15 protein-coding genes and 3 pseudogenes are annotated in these 15,430 nt (G+C 58.3%); 6 read left to right on the plus strand and 12 right to left on the minus strand.

The window, feature by feature from the left end; genetic code table 11:
• The first annotated feature begins 77 nt into the window (after window positions 1-77).
• Window positions 78-461: a hypothetical protein gene (locus tag ACR3EP_RS18910; protein ID WP_480638970.1), complete on the plus strand. Its 384-nt coding sequence runs from the start codon at window positions 78-80 to the stop codon at window positions 459-461.
• Window positions 403-1,392 carry a tetratricopeptide repeat protein gene (locus ACR3EP_RS18915; protein ID WP_480638971.1) on the plus strand — a complete coding sequence of 330 codons (990 nt, stop codon included), beginning with the start codon at window positions 403-405 and terminating at the stop codon, window positions 1,390-1,392. Before ACR3EP_RS18910 ends, ACR3EP_RS18915 begins: the two co-directional genes overlap by 59 nt.
• Before the next feature lie 33 nt (window positions 1,393-1,425).
• On the opposite strand, the gene sstT is transcribed toward ACR3EP_RS18915, so the two are convergent.
• The 6 genes from sstT to ACR3EP_RS18945 all read right to left on the minus strand — a co-directional run bounded on the left by sstT (window position 1,426) and on the right by ACR3EP_RS18945 (window position 4,694).
• The gene (gene sstT / locus ACR3EP_RS18920) at window positions 1,426-2,655 is read right to left on the minus strand and encodes a serine/threonine transporter SstT (protein WP_170350941.1); all 1,230 of its coding nucleotides are present in this window, start codon (window positions 2,653-2,655) and stop codon (window positions 1,426-1,428) included.
• 145 nt (window positions 2,656-2,800) lie between these two features.
• Window positions 2,801-3,316 (minus strand): hypothetical protein, encoded by a 516-nt coding sequence (locus tag ACR3EP_RS18925; RefSeq protein WP_170377934.1) that lies wholly within the window; start codon window positions 3,314-3,316, stop codon window positions 2,801-2,803.
• A gap of 38 nt (window positions 3,317-3,354) precedes the next feature.
• Window positions 3,355-3,549 carry an isochorismatase family protein gene (locus ACR3EP_RS18930; RefSeq protein ID WP_480638972.1) on the minus strand — a complete coding sequence of 65 codons (195 nt, stop codon included), beginning with the start codon at window positions 3,547-3,549 and terminating at the stop codon, window positions 3,355-3,357.
• Window positions 3,465-3,821 (minus strand): hypothetical protein, encoded by a 357-nt coding sequence (locus ACR3EP_RS18935; RefSeq protein WP_480639049.1) that lies wholly within the window; start codon window positions 3,819-3,821, stop codon window positions 3,465-3,467. The genes ACR3EP_RS18930 and ACR3EP_RS18935 overlap by 85 nt, the downstream gene beginning before the upstream one ends.
• Before the next feature lie 19 nt (window positions 3,822-3,840).
• Window positions 3,841-4,254 (minus strand): VOC family protein, encoded by a 414-nt coding sequence (locus tag ACR3EP_RS18940; RefSeq protein ID WP_480635720.1) that lies wholly within the window; start codon window positions 4,252-4,254, stop codon window positions 3,841-3,843.
• A 167-nt stretch (window positions 4,255-4,421) separates the two neighbouring features.
• Entirely contained in the window at window positions 4,422-4,694 is a 273-nt protein-coding gene (locus tag ACR3EP_RS18945) for a hypothetical protein (protein WP_480638973.1), read from the minus strand.
• Window positions 4,695-4,717: 23 nt separating this feature from the next.
• Between ACR3EP_RS18945 and ACR3EP_RS18950 the strand changes: the two genes are divergently transcribed.
• From ACR3EP_RS18950 to ACR3EP_RS18965, 4 genes and pseudogenes are all read left to right on the plus strand, one after another.
• A complete protein-coding gene (locus ACR3EP_RS18950; protein WP_480638974.1) occupies window positions 4,718-5,023 on the plus strand; it encodes a hypothetical protein in 306 nt (101 codons plus the stop codon).
• Window positions 5,010-5,534 carry an efflux RND transporter periplasmic adaptor subunit gene (locus ACR3EP_RS18955; protein ID WP_480638975.1) on the plus strand — a complete coding sequence of 175 codons (525 nt, stop codon included), beginning with the start codon at window positions 5,010-5,012 and terminating at the stop codon, window positions 5,532-5,534. The genes ACR3EP_RS18950 and ACR3EP_RS18955 overlap by 14 nt, the downstream gene beginning before the upstream one ends.
• A 65-nt stretch (window positions 5,535-5,599) precedes the next feature.
• Window positions 5,600-8,664, plus strand: a pseudogene (locus tag ACR3EP_RS18960) (efflux RND transporter permease subunit).
• 85 nt (window positions 8,665-8,749) lie between these two features.
• A pseudogene (locus ACR3EP_RS18965) lies at window positions 8,750-10,554 on the plus strand (BCCT family transporter).
• A gap of 88 nt (window positions 10,555-10,642) precedes the next feature.
• Here ACR3EP_RS18965 and ACR3EP_RS18970 read toward each other — a convergent pair.
• From ACR3EP_RS18970 to ACR3EP_RS18995, 6 genes and pseudogenes are all read right to left on the minus strand, one after another.
• Complete coding sequence (locus ACR3EP_RS18970) at window positions 10,643-10,990, minus strand: ATP-binding protein (RefSeq protein WP_480638976.1); 348 nt, start codon at window positions 10,988-10,990, stop codon at window positions 10,643-10,645.
• Complete coding sequence (locus ACR3EP_RS18975) at window positions 10,966-11,577, minus strand: histidine kinase dimerization/phospho-acceptor domain-containing protein (protein WP_480638977.1); 612 nt, start codon at window positions 11,575-11,577, stop codon at window positions 10,966-10,968. Before ACR3EP_RS18975 ends, ACR3EP_RS18970 begins: the two co-directional genes overlap by 25 nt.
• A 24-nt stretch (window positions 11,578-11,601) precedes the next feature.
• The gene (locus tag ACR3EP_RS18980) at window positions 11,602-12,279 is read right to left on the minus strand and encodes a response regulator transcription factor (protein ID WP_480638978.1); all 678 of its coding nucleotides are present in this window, start codon (window positions 12,277-12,279) and stop codon (window positions 11,602-11,604) included.
• The gene (locus ACR3EP_RS18985; protein ID WP_480638979.1) at window positions 12,276-13,835 is read right to left on the minus strand and encodes a DUF4153 domain-containing protein; all 1,560 of its coding nucleotides are present in this window, start codon (window positions 13,833-13,835) and stop codon (window positions 12,276-12,278) included. The genes ACR3EP_RS18980 and ACR3EP_RS18985 overlap by 4 nt, the downstream gene beginning before the upstream one ends.
• A gap of 139 nt (window positions 13,836-13,974) precedes the next feature.
• Entirely contained in the window at window positions 13,975-14,832 is an 858-nt protein-coding gene (locus tag ACR3EP_RS18990) for a helix-turn-helix domain-containing protein (protein WP_480638980.1), read from the minus strand.
• Window positions 14,833-15,011: 179 nt separating this feature from the next.
• A pseudogene (locus ACR3EP_RS18995) lies at window positions 15,012-15,430 on the minus strand (glycine dehydrogenase (aminomethyl-transferring)); the annotation flags it as partial.

Genomic DNA, 15,430 nt, shown 5'->3' on the forward strand with positions numbered 1-15,430 from the left:
GAATATGTCTTGAACGTATTAAACCGCATGCTACCGTAGCAGAATGCCGCCAAGTCCTTACCTTGAAAGGATAGTTCTTGACTGCCGCAACCGACGATACCACGCAGAGGGATGCAGGATCGTTCCCAAAGGAACAGATCCAGTCGGCGCTTGATCGGGTTCTTGCGTCGAAGGATTTCAAGGGTTCGGCGCGGATGCAGTCATTTCTGACCTATGTCGTGACCGAGGCGCTTGCCGGACGCACGGATGAAATCCGCGCCAAGACGATTGCCATGGACGTCTATGGTTACAGCACCGATGACCTGTCCCGACGCGAAGGGGTCGTGTCGACGCGGGTCGCGTTCGGCGCAAACTTAAGGCGTATTACGGGGGCAAGGCGCGTCGGACCCGGTGGTCATCACCTTGCCCGTCGGCAGCTACGCGCCAGAGTTTCGGTCGGGTGCGGCCGAGGTTGGAGGTAAGCGCAACCTGCTGCTGGTCGGAGCGGTAACCGGAGCGGTTCTGCTGGGCCTTGGCGGTTATGTGGCAACCACGCATCTGAGCGGCCGCAATGCGCCACCGACCACCGGCGATCAATCCACGATCTACGATGTTTCTCCGACCCGGGTCGAGGCGATGAACCTGTGTAGCGCTGGTCAGGACCTGATTTTTCCGGTTGTGGATTTACAACGGCTCCGCCCGGCTCTGATGGTGTTTGAAACGGCTATACAGCGGGACCCGCTGTATTACTGCGGCTATGCAGGGGCTGCGCAGGTGGAAACCATGCTTGCCATTTTGCAGTTCTACGATCCTGTCGCAGAGGAGTTGCTTGGCGCTGCCGATAAGAATAGTGCCCATGCACTTGAACTGGCCCCGGATGCGCCCTGGGCTTTGTCGGCCAGAGCATGGTCTGAGTTCGCTGCCGGCAATTTCGATCAGGCCGTCAGTCTGACTCACAGGGCAACCAAGCTGGCCCCTAATGATCCACATATTGCGGAATTTGACGCCCTGATATCGCTTTATACTTCTGACTTTGAACGCGTACTTTCACAGGCACAGCATTATCAGGCGCTGGCTGAAGATGGTGGTGGGTCGGTGGCCGGAAACGCGCTGGGTGCGGCGCAGTTTCACACCGGCGACTATGCGGGCTCAATCCGAACCTATGAGAATACGATCGCGCGCGGCGGCCCATTCGGGCCAATTTCAACTGCCTATCTGATGGCCGCGCATTGGAAAAACGGTGATCAGGGTGAGGCACGCAGACTGGCCGAATTATACGCCAGGACCTGGCCAAACTTTCCGTTGGAGGCGTTGAAAACCAGGGTATTTGCCGATCCAGGTCCTGTACGGGATCTAACTTCGGCAATGCGCGCCGCCGGTTGGGGTAGTGCAGACTCCACAACCGCCGAGTAAAACCTGACGGTTGTGGGGTGGGATCAGGGCCGCTTAGGCGGCGACCTGCTCCATCGGCAGTTTGCGGGGATAGGGATCGCCTTGCTTGTACGATCCTGCCGCCGTGAACAGCACGTCGGTGGACGAGTTCAGACCGGTTTCCGCCGAGTCCTGAAGAACACCGATAATGAACCCGATGCTGACCACCTGCATGGCCGTTGCGTTGTCGATACCGAACAGGCTGGCGGCCATTGGGATCAGCAACAGGGACCCGCCCGCGACGCCCGACGCGCCGGTGGCTGCAACCGAAGCGATAATGCTTAGGAACAGAGCCGAGAAGAAATCGACCTGAATTCCCATGGTGTGCACGGTCGCCAGTGTCATCACGGTGATGGTGATGGCGGCACCGGCCATGTTGATTGTGGCGCCGATGGGGATGGTGACCGAATAGGTCTCTTCATCCAGATTCATGCGGCGGCACAGCTCCATGTTGACTGGAATATTGGCGGCGGAGCTGCGCATGAAGAACGCGGTGATCCCGGATTCCTTCAAGCAGGTGAATACCAGCGGATAAGGGTTCTTGCGAATGCGCAGGAACACGATTAGCGGGTTCACAACCAGCGCCATGAACGCCATGCAGCCAATCAGCAGCAACAGCAGCTGGCCGTAGCTGGCGACCGTTTCAAAGCCGGTTTCAGCAATGGTCGAGGCCACGATGCCAAAAATACCAATGGGTGCAACCCGGATGATTGCAGCCACGATCTTGGTGATCGCGCCATCCAGATCGGACATCAGGGTCTTGGTCGAGTCGCTGGCGTGGCGGAAAACCAGTCCAAGGCCGATGGCCCAGGCGAGAATGCCGATATAGTTGGCCTGCGCCAGCGCGTTCACCGGATTGTCCACGATCTTCAACAGGATGTTCTTGACCACCTCTGCCAGCCCGTCCGGGGCGTCCAAAAGCTCGGGCGTGCCAGTCAGGTGCAAAGAGACGGGGAACAGGAAACTGGCGCCCACTGCAACCAGTGCAGCGGCAAACGTGCCGAGAATGTATAACATCACCACCGGCCCCATGCGGGCCTGGCTGTCTTTCTTGTGGTTGGTGATTGCGGCGCAGACAAGGATCAGCACCAGAACGGGGGCGACGGCTTTTAGCGCGTCGACAAAGAAATCACCCAGCAGACCGACGGCTGAACCAGCAGCGGGCCAGAGGGTGGCGAGAAGGGCACCGGCTACCAGACCGATGATGATTTGCGTAACCAGGCTACCGCGTAGAATAAAATTCATCGGGACCATCCAGTTTGATTGGGGGCCTGACAGGGGAATTGTCGCTGTTCAAGCACGGTTAATTTATAAGATTGCGGCTATATGGGTCTTTTGGATCCAATTTAAACATCTGGACTTAAGAAATAGGTCCAGATTGAAAATTTCCTTATTGAGCCGCCGTCTCGCACTGCCTGACTGTGGGTGTTTCCGTGGACACGCGCTGCAGGCTCCAGGTGCAGGTTTGAACAGTTAGGCCTGGCAGGTTTGGCACCTGATCCGAAGCCCAAACACTGGTCACCGAAAAACTGAATGGCGTGTTTGCAGCAGCGGGAAAAAACCGCGCAAGTTCTTTCGACGGGAAAGTGCCGCCGCAGGCTTCGAAATAGCCGCTGACCAAGGTGCCCTCGGGGTTCAGAACAACTGATCCGGTATAAAGCGAGTATTCAGCCCCAAGCTCTTGTTTGTCCGTGTATCGCAGGTCGATGGATATGCGGTCTCCGTCCTGAACGATCCCGGCACTCATGGGGTCGGACCAGCTTGAGGGCACGCCACCCGTGGTGCTGTCACAGGCATAGCGCCCTTCGTATTGGCCGGTCAGTGAAAAGCCTTCTGCATATGCTGCACAAGGGATGGCCACAAAAATGGCAAAGGCTGTTTTTCTTAAAATGGGGTTCGAGGTCACAATAGCTCTCCTCTCTGATGCGGACAGAGATTGCGACGTCACAAAATATCAGAGTGCCTATCAATCACCTGGCCAAAATGATGCTGCCACAGGTCCACGCCCAGCTTACCGCTGCGATCAAGCGAAGACCCAACAACCGTATCGGCAATTATGGTCGGTTGCAGGCCCGCGTCAAATAGGGCGAACCCTGCGGCAAGAACGCAGGTGTCGGCCTGGATGCCACAGACCAGCACACGGTCGACTTTCCAGCTTTGAAATTGTGCGATGACTTCCGGGGCGGGCTGTAGCCGTATTTCAGGACAATATGATCTGCCTGAACAAGGCTTTCGTCGACAGAACGTGGCTTCCACCCAATTTGTCGAAAAAAGGGAACTTTGTCCTCGTCATGGCGTTCAACGGTAGCGACCGAGGGGAATTTGGTCGCCAACAGACGGCTGCGTTCGACCAGCCAATCAGGCGGGTCAAAGCTGGGTTGGACGTCGACAACCAATACGGCCTGTTTCAATCAATACCTCCGATGCTGGCTAAACCGCTTGATGAACCTCGATGATATTGCCCTCGGGGTCGTAGAAGAACAGTTGGTGCCACTCTTTCGCGAATGCGGTGCCATAGTCCGAATACGGAATGCCGTTGTCATCGAGCAGCTTTTTGAACGCCTCGATATCATCGGTGCGAAACGCGATGTGGCCGCGTTCGACAGGGTTGATAGTCTTACCATGTTTGAACGCGACGTCGAGGTTCTTTTCGGCCAGATGCATCTGTATGGCCCCGTCGGTGGCAAAGCGGATCTTGCCGCTATAGCCCTTGTCGTCGGTCTCATCGGGCCGAGGAAAATTCTCGATCGGGATATCGGCCAACCCCAGAACCTGAGTGTAGAAACGGTGCAACCGCTCAACATCGTCCGAGACAAAGTTGATGTGATGGAATTCAAGTTTCATGAAGGCCCGGCCTTTTGATTGGTGGTTGGCGTCAGAAAATCCCAAGAACCAGCGACAGGCAAGCCCTGTATCAAAGGGATTGATATAGCAGGGAAATGCGTGCGCCGTGACAGTCAGAAAACCGTTGCACCGTGTGGGGGATGCAGGGATAGTGAAGGGATCACAAACTACCGGGGGTCCTTGATGAACCCTACCAAGCTGTTTGTTTGCGCATTGATCCCCCTGTTTCTGCCGGGCCCGGCAGCGGCCCAGTCCGACGCGCCGCCGCCAAGTGTGACCGTCGCGCCGGTGACGTTGGAGGATTTGCAGAAAAGGCCCAGTTTGTTGGCCGGGTCGTGGCGGATCAAAGCGTCGATCTGCAGGCCCGTGTCGAAGGGTTTCTGGAAGAAGTCAATTTTACCGAAGGCGGGACAGTCGCCAAAGGGGATGCTGTTTCGCATCGAAGAAGAAATACGCGGCCAGTGTGGACAGCGCACAGGCAGCGCTGAAAAGCGCGCTGGCCAGCGCGCAGACCGACAAAGCGGCGCTGGATCGTCAGCAGGCTCTGTTCGATAAGGGCGATGTCCCACAGGCTGTTTTGGACACGGCATTGGCAACCTATGCCGCAGGGCAGGCTGCGGTGGATGAGGCGAGGGCCGATCTGAAAATCGCGCAGATTGATTTGGATTACACGGAAATCCTCAGTCCCATTGATGGGCGCATCGGATTGTCAGCGGTGGATGCGGGCAATTTGGTAAAGCTCCGATACCGGAGTTTTGGCAACGGTTAACAGCGTTGATCCGATGCTGGTGAGTTTTTACATCAGCGAGCCGGTCTTGCTGCAAGAACGCCGCAAAGGGCGCATCACGCCAGACGATATCAAGCTGACCACAAACATCAAACTGGCGGATGGGAAAACCTATGCCTCCACGGGCGAAGTCATATTCGTGGGCGACAGCGTCAGCCAGAACACCGACACGATTGAGCTGCGCGCCAGTTTCGCCAACCCTGACGGCGTGCTGATCCCCGGTCAATTCGTGACCGTGGGTTTGGCCGGTTCAGAGGAGCCCAATGTGCTGACCGTTCCGCGCAACGCTGTGCAGTTCGACAAGCAGGGTTATTTCGTGTTTTCGGTCGACAGTGACGGCAAAACCCACCGGCAGAATATCGAGATCGGCACTCAGACCGCGACCCGCACTCAGGTGGTATCCGGGCTGAGCGAAGGCGACCGTGTGGTGGTACAGGGACTTCAGAAGATACATGACGGGCTGGTCGTGAAAGCAGTAGACAGTCAGGGTTAGGGGCAGGTTTGATCGCACGCTACTTCATCGACAGGCCGCATTTTGCAGCCGTGATTGCGATCCTGATGGTTCTGTTCGGCGCGGTCTGTGTACGCCTGATCCCGATTACCGAATACCCGCATATCACGCCGCCGCAGATCTATGTGGATACGTCTTACCCGGGGGCGGACGCGCAGGTCATTCTTGAATCCGTCGCCACCCCCATCGAAGAGCGTGTGAACGGCATTCCGGGCATGTTATCGCTGTCGTCCAAAAGCTCGAATGACGGCACCTATATGCTGAACGTGTCCTTTGAGCTAGGCACTGACCCCGACGTGGCGGCTGTTGAGGTGCAAAACCGCGTGGCGCTGGCCAGTTCCGAACTGCCCTCGGCCGTATTGCAGCAAGGGGTCGAGGTTACCAAGCGGTCAGGCAATATGATTGTGGTGATCAACCTGACCTCGCCCGATGGATCGCGGGATGAGCTGTTTCTCAGCAATTTCGGTGCTGATTTCCTGCACGACCCGTTGCAGCGATTGCCGGGGGTAGGGACGGTGTCGCAATTTGGTCAGCTGGAATACAGCATGCGGGTCTGGATCAATCCGGTGCGTATGGCCGCGTTGAATATCACCGCGTCCGAGGTTGCCGACGCCATCGAGGATCAGAACGTCATCGCCGCTGCCGGACAAGTCGGGGCACCGCCATTTGCCGAGGGACGAACCGATTTCCAGTTTAAGCTGCGGGCTGAGGGGCTGCTGCGCGATGCCGAGGAATTTGGGCGGATCATTGTCGCCTCGAACCCCGACGGGTCAGTCACGCGGCTTGAGGATATCGCTCGAATCGAGCTGGGCGCGGCCACCTATTCCGGGTCGACCAAGCTGAACGGCAAGGACTCGGCCACAATCGCCGTCTATCAGGAAAGCGCCGCCAACGCGCTTGAGATTTCAGACTCACTGCGCGCTTTGATGAAGGATCTGTCGGCGAAATTTCCCAAGGGCGTGTCGTATGAGATCACCTATGACGTTACTGACGCGGTGCGTGTTTCGATCCGCGATATCATGACGACGCTGGCCCTGACGGCGGGGCTGGTGATTGCGGTGACCTTTCTGTTTCTGGCCAGCCTGCGTGCAACCATCGTACCGGCCATCGCCATCCCGGTGTCGCTACTGGGTGCTGTGGCGCTGATTTATGCCATCGGGTTCAGCGCCAACATGATCACGCTGTTCGCTTTGGTTCTGGCCATTACCCTAGTGGTGGATGACGCGATCATCATCATCGAGAACGCCGAACGTATCCTGCGGGATGAGGGGCTGGACCCGCGTGCGGCGACCCTGAAGGCGATGTCTCAGGTCAACCGGCCGATCGTGGCGACGACCTTTGTTCTGGCAGCCGTGTTCGTGCCGGTGTGCTTCTTTCCGGGCGTGACGGGGACGATCTATTTCCAGTTCGCGCTGACGATCATCTTTGCCTTTGTCCTGTCTGCGGTGAACGCCCTGACGTTGGCACCGGTCTTGTGCGCGATGATGCTGAAAACTGACAGCAGGCCCATCGGTCCGCTGGCGATTGTTCCGGCAGTGATTGTCTGGTTACGGCGCCAATACCTGCGCCTTGTGGCGCTGATGCTGCGTTATATGGCGGTGTCGCTGCTGGTGTTTGCCGGGGCCGTCGGCGTGACGGTGTATCTGTTCAAAACTGTGCCCACCGGCCTGATTCCGCAGGAAGACAACGGCGTTCTGATGGCGTCGATGGAACTGCCGGACGGGGCCTCGTTACAGCGCACCCAGGCCTTCATGGCGCAGGTGGGTAAGCTGATCGAACAGACGCCAGGGGTTGCAGCGGTCACAACGGTCTCGGGTCATTCCATGCTGGCCGGGGGGCGTTCGAATGTGGGCATGGCCATTGTTACGCTCACCCCATGGGATCAACGCACCAGTCCGGATTTGCAGTGGTACGCCATCATGCATGGGCTTGAACGACAGCTGGCGACATTGTCAGAGGGGGTCTCATACGTGTTTCCCTTTCCAACCATTCACGGGTTGGGCTCGACGGGGGGTATCTCGGTCCAACTGCTGGATCTGGGCAAAGGCGACGGGGCACAATTGGATGCGGTAATGAACGGCTTTGTAACCGCCCTGAATGCCGCGCCCGAGTTTTCGCGTGCACATGGCGATTTCTCGGCCCAAAGCCCGCAATACAAGCTGTCCATCGACCGAGACCGTGCCGAGACGCTAGGCGTCAGCGTGGCGGATATCTTTACCGCGTTGCAGGCCAATCTTAGCTCGTACTTCGTGGACAACTTCATACTGGACGAGCGCGTCTATTGGGTGGTGATTTCAGCCGATGCCGAATTCCGTCAGACGCTGGATGACGTGGATAACATCTATGTCAAAAACAGCGCCGGAGACTCGCTGCCCGTGCGCAATTTCGTCAGCAGCGAACCGGTCCTCGCACCGGACACGATCCCGCGCTACAACCTGTTCACGGCGGCCTCGGTCAGTGCGCAATTGGCCGAAGGGGTCAGTTCGGGCGACGGAATCATCGCGATGCAGGCGATTGCCGACAAGACGCTGCCTGACGGGTTTCGGATCGACTGGTCGGGTGTCACCAGCAAGAGGTGAAGGCACAGGGGCTTGTGCCCTTCATCATGCTGTCGGCGCTGGTCTTGGCTTATCTGTTTCTTGTGGTGCTGTATGAAAGCTGGATTCTGCCGCTGTCGATCATCACGTCGGCGGTCTTTGCCCTGTTGGGCGCGTTGATCCCATTGGTGGTATTACCGTTCCTGACCAGCAATATCTTTGCGCAGGTGGGGATGGTGCTGCTAATCGGGTTGGCCGCGAAAAAGGCGATCATGGTGGTCGAATTTGCCAATCAGCAACGTGAAAGCGGGGCCAGCATTAAGGACGCGGCCTTAAAGGCGGCTGAAATCCGGTTCCGGCCGGTGACGATGACGGGCCTGTGTTTCATCGTGGGGGTTATGCCTCTGGTTCTGTCCAGCGGGGCAGGGGCGGCGGCGCGGGTCTCGGTGGGGTATCCGGTACTGTTTGGCATGATCCTGGACAGCACGCTGGGTCTGCTTATGATCCCGGTGCTGTATGCGGCATTTCAGACCGTTCGGGAATGGCTGTCTGGGTTGCGAACTGCCAACGAGTAGTTCCCGCAAGACCTGAAAATTGTTGCAGTCTTCCGGGGTTTCTCGGATGCTGAACGGCACGGAAACCGAGGTGGGCCCACGCAAAATGTCGCTGCAAGACCCCTTTACGGATCTTAAAATCGAACGGCAGGACAGCGGGTTTTACAAGGGCTACAACCTGCCGATTGCGCTGGTCAGCAAGATCACGGTCTCGTTGCTGGTGCTATGGGCGTTGGTCTGGCCGCTGAATGCGAATGACACGCTGAGATCGTGGAAATCCGGGCTGCTGAGCGAGTTTAACGTCTTCTACAACCTCTCGGTCGCGTTGTTTGCCTTCTTTCTGTTTGTGGTTGCTCTCCTTCCTGCCACCGGGCGTATGCGGTTGGGGGGTGATGATGAGCGGCCCGAATTCACCAACTTCTCATGGTTTTCGATGATGTTCGGGGCCGGGCTGGGCGTTGGGTTGATGGTGTATGCTACGGCCGAACCGTTGGGCCTGTGGGAATCAAATCCGCTTACCATGTCTGGTGAGGTCGCCCCGAAAAGCGCCGAGGCGATTCAGGGTGCCTATCGCTATACCTTTCTGCATACAGGTTTCCACGCTTGGGCCATCTACGTGGTGACAGGGTTGAGCTTAGCCTATTACGCCTATACTCGCGACATGCCTCTGACGATCAGAACGGCGCTGACGCCGCTGTTGGGCGAGTATTCCAACGGGGTTGCGGGCCACGTGATCGACATATTGGGCGTGGTGGCGACCATCCTCGGGGTGGCGGTGACCATCGGGTACGGAGTGTCGCAGCTTGTCGACGGCGCCTTCCTGATCACCAGTGCGCAGTGGTTGATGGAAGGGGTCATGAAACCCTCGACCGCTGGTCTGATTGCGGCGCTGGCGTTAGTCATGATGATGTCGACCCTTTCGGCGGTGTCCGGCGTGGGGCGAGGGGTGAAATACCTTTCGAACCTCAATCTGATCCTGTCGCTGATTCTTCTGGCGGTGTTCATTTTCTTTGGCTCGTTTTCTTTTGCGATCAGGATCTATGGGCAGGCATTGGTGGACTATATCGTCAATTTTATACCGCTCAGCCTTCAGGCCCATTCCCCGATGTCCCAATCCGAGTATGCCGCAGCCCTGCCACCTGAAGCCGCCCCCTTCGTGGCCGAGCTGTTTCCCGGCGCTACTGATGCCTGGGACACGCGTGACAGCTTTTTGGCAGGGTTAAGCGGGGACGTGGCCGACCTGCCTGACACGACAAAGCAGGCCGCCTATGATGCAGGTACACCGGGGCGGCTGTTCGGCTGGCAATCGGGCTGGACGACCTTCTATTGGGCGTGGTGGATTGCCTTTTCCCCTTTTGTCGGTCTGTTTCTGGCCCGCATCTCGCGTGGGCGCACAGTGCGCGAATTCATCCTTGGCGCAGTGGTTGCACCGTCTTTGGTTTGTTTTGCCCGGATGACCATTCTGGGCGGCTCGGCCATTGATCTGGAACTGAACGGAGACGCCGATGGCGCCATTCTCGCGGCCTCGACCACGGCGACGCTATTTGTGACGCTCAGCGAGATGATCTCGGGACATCTGCTGGTAATCATCAGTTTTATGTGCGTGGTGCTGACCATGACCTTTCTGGTCACGTCTGCGGATTCCGGCATTCTGGTGATGAACACGATTATGTCCGGCGGGGCCGAGAAAACCGGGGTCATGCACCGTGTTTTGTGGGGCGGGTTGCTGACGCTGGTGATTGGAACGCTGCTGATGGCCGGGGCGGCGGGCTTGAGGCATTGACCAATTCCATGATCATTGGTGCGCTGCCTTTTAGCGTGGTCTTGTTGCTGATGTGTGTCTCGCTTGCCAAGGCGATGATCAATGATCTGCGGCGTGCGCGCCACGAAGAAAACGAGACTGAAACCTAATCTTATCTGAGCGTGACCTTCAGGGGCGCATCAGATTGGATCGACTAGCACCGTCGAGAACACTGACTGATCCTGGAATGATCTGCGCCTATTTGGTCGAAACAGATCGAAAAGCAGCGCCGTCATGTGTCGGTAGTAACGAGATATCCGCACCATGTGCCCGCAGTGTATTGCGCACGATGGACAGCCCCATACCAGTCCCGCCCTGATCGCGTTTGGTGGTAAAGAACGGATCAAATACCCGCGCTGCATTGCCGGAGGAAATTCCTGGCCCATCATCGCTAAACCGCAGGATCACTTCGGTATCGTCTCCTGTTGCCGACAGGGTCACAACCTGCGCGCCATGTTCTTGCGCGTTGCCGAGCAATTGGCGCAACACGACCAGCAAGCCATTGGAACCAATCGGGATAATTAGATCGCCGCCGTCAAAACGCATTTCGAGTGGGAAAATCGGCACAATGCGTCTTGCACCGCGTTCAGACAGGTCACCCCCTCATGACGCGACTCGCGCGCGCGGGCTACCTGACGCATGGCGTCGATCTGCTGTTCCATCTGCACGCCCGCGCCGGCAATCTGGTCCACCAGCCTCAGGTTTTCAGCCGATAGCGTGTCATCATCGCGCAGTAATTCCGTCGCTACCCTAAGTGTTGCAACAGGCGTCTTCAACTCATGCGTGACATGGTCCGAGAAACTGCGGATAGTGGTTTCACGGTTGCGCAGGGTTTCGGCCATGTCGATGACGCGCTGGGCGGTGGTGCCAAGCTCTTGAGTGCCAAAACGTGAGGGCGGCGAGAGGGGATCGGCGGGGTGCCGAACAACCTGCGTGGCAAAACGTTCCAGCGCAAAAATCGGTCGCAGCAATAGCCGCACCAACAACCAGCCTAGAACAGCCGTGGCCGCCGTGATGATCACCGCCAGCAAAACGGCGGCATTGCGATAGCCCAGTTCCGGTCCCAGATACCGAAACGCAACCAGCCCGGTCAGGGACAACAGCAATGTGCCGCATAGGGCGCCGCCCAGCACGAAGGCAAGGCTGGGCGCCGCGCCTCATGCCGCGGTGTCCTGAATGCGGATGCCGACACCATGCACAGTTTCGATCACCCCAGTGCAACCGGCCTGCGCCAGCTTACCCCGCAAGTTGCGTAGATGGCTGTCCAGAGTACGGTCCGAGACTTGCGACAACGCCCCCCAGACCGCCTGTATCAGCTGCGCGCGGGTGTGTACCTGACTGGGACGTTCGACCAGCGTGGCCAGCAAAGTGAACTCGGTCGCGGTCAGCGATATGGCGTTTCCGTCCAACCTGCAGACATGCGCGCTTGGGTCCAGCGTGATCCGTCCATGGGTCAAGGTCGGGCTGGATCGCGACCCGGATGCACGTTTCAGGATCGCGCGCACCCGCGCCACCAGCTCACGCGGGCTGAAGGGTTTGGTGACATAGTCATCTGCGCCCATTTCCAGGCCCAGTATCCGGTCAATCTCATCATCGCGCGCGGTCAGGAACAGGATCGGAACCTCGGATCGGGCGCGGATGCGACGGCAGACCTCGAACCCGTCCATCTCGGGCAGGCCAATATCCAGGACGATCAGATCCGGTGCTTCGCGGGCGGCGTGGGTCACGGCCATCTGGCCATCGCTGGCGGTGATCACCTGAAAGCCGGCGCGTTCCAACGCCAGACCAGCCAGATCGCGCAGGCGGGGATCATCATCAACCAACAGGATTTTCATCGCGCCTCGCCTTTGGGGTTCGCCGTAAGATAGCCATTCACACGTGCGGTGCGAAAGTCCCATTCGCGCCAGTTCGGATGGGTTGGGGCAGGATGCACACAGCTTTGCGCCCAGTCGGGAATGTGCATGATCGGCTGTTTGGCAATCTGGGTAGAAATTGCCTTGGAGGCCGAATGCCCCAAACCACACAGATAGGTCCAGTCGGTCCGGGTCGCGGTATCCGAATCTGCAGCACGCGACAATGTATCCGTCGCAATCAGCGCAGCGAAATTTATGAACGCACAGATATAGAGGGTTCCCACGCTCAACATAGTGACCCGCAGCATCAACCAGACAGACGAACGCCCCCTTTGCACCTGCCAGGCCACCATGGCCAACCCAATTGCCACCAATCCCATCCAGATCAGCGCGTAGATCCGTAGGTAAGTCAGGCCAAACGCGTCGATATACAAGTCCAACCGGAACGCTGCGGACAAGGTCAGCAAAACGTTCTGCGCCAGCCACACAAGCAACAAGGGTTTCAACGCTGGGCTTTGCCCAAGAAAGGGGCGCGCTGCCAGTGCGAAGGCCCCGGCCAGCAAGGCCGTCATCAGCAGGGGGTAAGCGCCGCGATGGGCATATGTGGCGTGGCTCATACCTTCGGGCAGGGCGGCGGCGCCGAACAGGATCGAGATGTCCATGATGCTCTGCGCCGCCAGCATGAGGTTGAACAGGACCAAAGCCCTGAAAACCGATCCGGCATTCAACAGGCGTGACATGTTCCAGCTTAGGGTGGGGGCTGCCATAGGCGCATCCGGCGCGGGGGCTGTCAGGAACGGCCAGATCAACAAGGCCAGCCCGCCCCAGAACGCGATCCGGCGGATCAGCACAAACAGGTCGAAATCGACCTTAAGCACTCGGACCAAAGCATGTTCCAACACCGGATTAGCACTGATCAGCAACGCCCCAAGCACGAAGAAGCCACCCAACGGAAAGGCCCAGTTGCGGATGAATACATGAACTATTGAACGGCCGGTTTCGCCATGTGCTACCGGTTTACGGCGCCATCCCCGAACGTGCGTTGCGCATTCCTTCAGCCCGGCAGTCGGAACCCTTTTGATAAGGCGCAATACTCCACCGGCCAGCCAGGGAAGGAGCTTGCGGTATTTGACCTCTGGTGGGATTTGCAACAACACGATCGCGCTGAGCAGCCCCGAGATCAGGAAGGTCACCGCCAAAAGCTGGACATGTTCTATCAAGGGCAGGGTGGCCAGCATCAACACAACTGCGGGCACCAGTAGTTTTGAGCGGGTGGGCTTTTTCACCCAGACGGCAGCAAAGATGCACCAAGCGAAAAGGGCCAGTGAGAGCCCGGGTTTGTGGCCCCAGAACAGTAGATCGCCCAGCAGAACAAGCAGGATCAGTGCAGTAACCCGCGGAAACCTTCGGACGCCGTCCAGCACGTTTCCGGGTCGCAGGCGGGGCGTTGGGTCAACCGACGTGCCACTTTCACTGGCCAGCCACCAGCCATCATGGGCAAGTGAGCGGGCACCCCGGATTATAAGTTCATTGGGCATATCAGCCTCCCGCTTGAGTTTCAAGATTGCAGGGGCAGATCGCAGAACCTTGCAGCAGTTGTGCAGAATTCGTGCAGATTGGCCCGGACTTACGGGCCCGGCAAGGTGTCTGGCAGGTTAGTGCAGCGCGCCGTGATCCCTAAGTTCTCCGGCAAATCGGCAGCGCGAACGGCCTCGGCGTGGTGGAATACTGCGCCTGAAAGCCCGCCCTGGGCAGAAGCTGATGAAAACCGGTTGCTGTTGAAATCTCAAGCCGTGGCATGTCGGTATAGCGCAGCAAGCTGTAGGCGCGCTCAAGCCGCAGCTCGCGATAGGTGGTCAACAATTTGACACCGGTCTTGTTCAGAAACCGCCGCTGCAATTGACGGGTCGAGGCCCCAAGCGCCTGCGACAGGTCCGAGATTTTCAGCGGGTCTTCGACATTGTTCAGCATCTTGTCGATCACCTGCCGGACCATCGGATCAGCCCCGGACCGTTGGATCAGGCGGTTGGCCAACTGGCTTGCACAGCCGCGTTTTGGTTCGGTAAGGCCAATGTAGCCTCGTAGACTTTCGGCTAGATGTTCACCGTGGTCCAATGCTACGAATTCCGCCAGCAGGCGCAGGGCGCTCAGTTTGGTCGCGGCACTGTGTACCCGCCCATCGGGTGATTTGTGCGTGGGTTTGTGACAGTCGGCAAGCCCGATCTCCTGCGCTGCGGCCGAGAAATTCGGATGGATGGCGGCGAGGGGCTCATCAGTCTTCGCGCTGTGCGCCAGCAGCAGAGCAGCCCCCCCGACCAGAATGGAGCGTGACGCCAGATTCAGTATCTGCGCAACGCGGGTCTTGTCCTGTCTGGCGCAGTGCCAGAGTTTGTGAATGTCGCCCCAAAAAATCGCAGTGCGACCCGCCCAATACAGGGGGTCGCCAGTAAAGGCTTCGGATGTATTCCGAATGGTGACGGCATAGGTGTGATCTTCGACAAGATCATTCAGAGCATGTAAAAACTCGGTAACCATTTCGGCCGAACCTTCGGCCTCGGGATCGCTTAGAAAACGTCGATACTTCGCAGCCGTTCAGAGGCAGTTCGGGCCAACTGTACGTGGTTGTTGCCGAGGACATAGTGTTCATTTCTCCTCCCCGCCTGATTTGGCTGCGTTGTTTTGTCGTGGACCCCGCCTTTGGCGGGGGGTGTGATTTACTCAGCTGCGTCGAGGTATGCGTCCATTGGTGGGCATGTGCAGACGAGGTTTCTGTCGCCATGCGTTGTCGACGCGGCTGACGGGGACCAGCATTTGTCGACGCCCATGGAGCCCGGCGGGAAGCAGGCCTGTTCTCGGGTGTAGGGGCGATCCCAGTCGCCGACCAGATCGCGCACCGTGTGGGGGGCGTTTTTCAGCGGGTTGTTGTCCGCGTCGATCTTGCCGTCGATGATGTCCTGCGCTTCGGCCCGGATGGACAGCATGGCGTCGCAGAAGCGGTCGAGTTCCGCCATGGGTTCCGATTCCGTGGGCTCGACCATCAGGGTGCCGGCCACCGGCGGGACATGGTGGGCGCGTGGAAGCCTGAATCGACCAGACGCTTGGCGATGTCGTCGACGCTGACATGGGCGGCCTC

The sequence above is a fragment of the Ruegeria sp. BB10 genome (assembly GCF_056535725.1).

Coding starts and splice junctions, on each gene's coding strand:
- sstT (WP_170350941.1), bottom strand. CDS start 2,655: ATGAATTTTATTCTACGCGGTAGCCTGGTTACGCAAATCATCATCGGT.
- ACR3EP_RS18940 (WP_480635720.1), bottom strand. CDS start 4,254: ATGAAACTTGAATTCCATCACATCAACTTTGTCTCGGACGATGTTGAG.
- ACR3EP_RS18945 (WP_480638973.1), bottom strand. CDS start 4,694: ATGCGAAACAGCATCCCCTTTGGCGACTGTCCCGCCTTCGGTAAAATT.
- ACR3EP_RS18970 (WP_480638976.1), bottom strand. CDS start 10,990: ATGCGTTTTGACGGCGGCGATCTAATTATCCCGATTGGTTCCAATGGC.
- ACR3EP_RS18980 (WP_480638978.1), bottom strand. CDS start 12,279: ATGAAAATCCTGTTGGTTGATGATGATCCCCGCCTGCGCGATCTGGCT.
- ACR3EP_RS18985 (WP_480638979.1), bottom strand. CDS start 13,835: ATGCCCAATGAACTTATAATCCGGGGTGCCCGCTCACTTGCCCATGAT.
- ACR3EP_RS18990 (WP_480638980.1), bottom strand. CDS start 14,832: ATGGTTACCGAGTTTTTACATGCTCTGAATGATCTTGTCGAAGATCAC.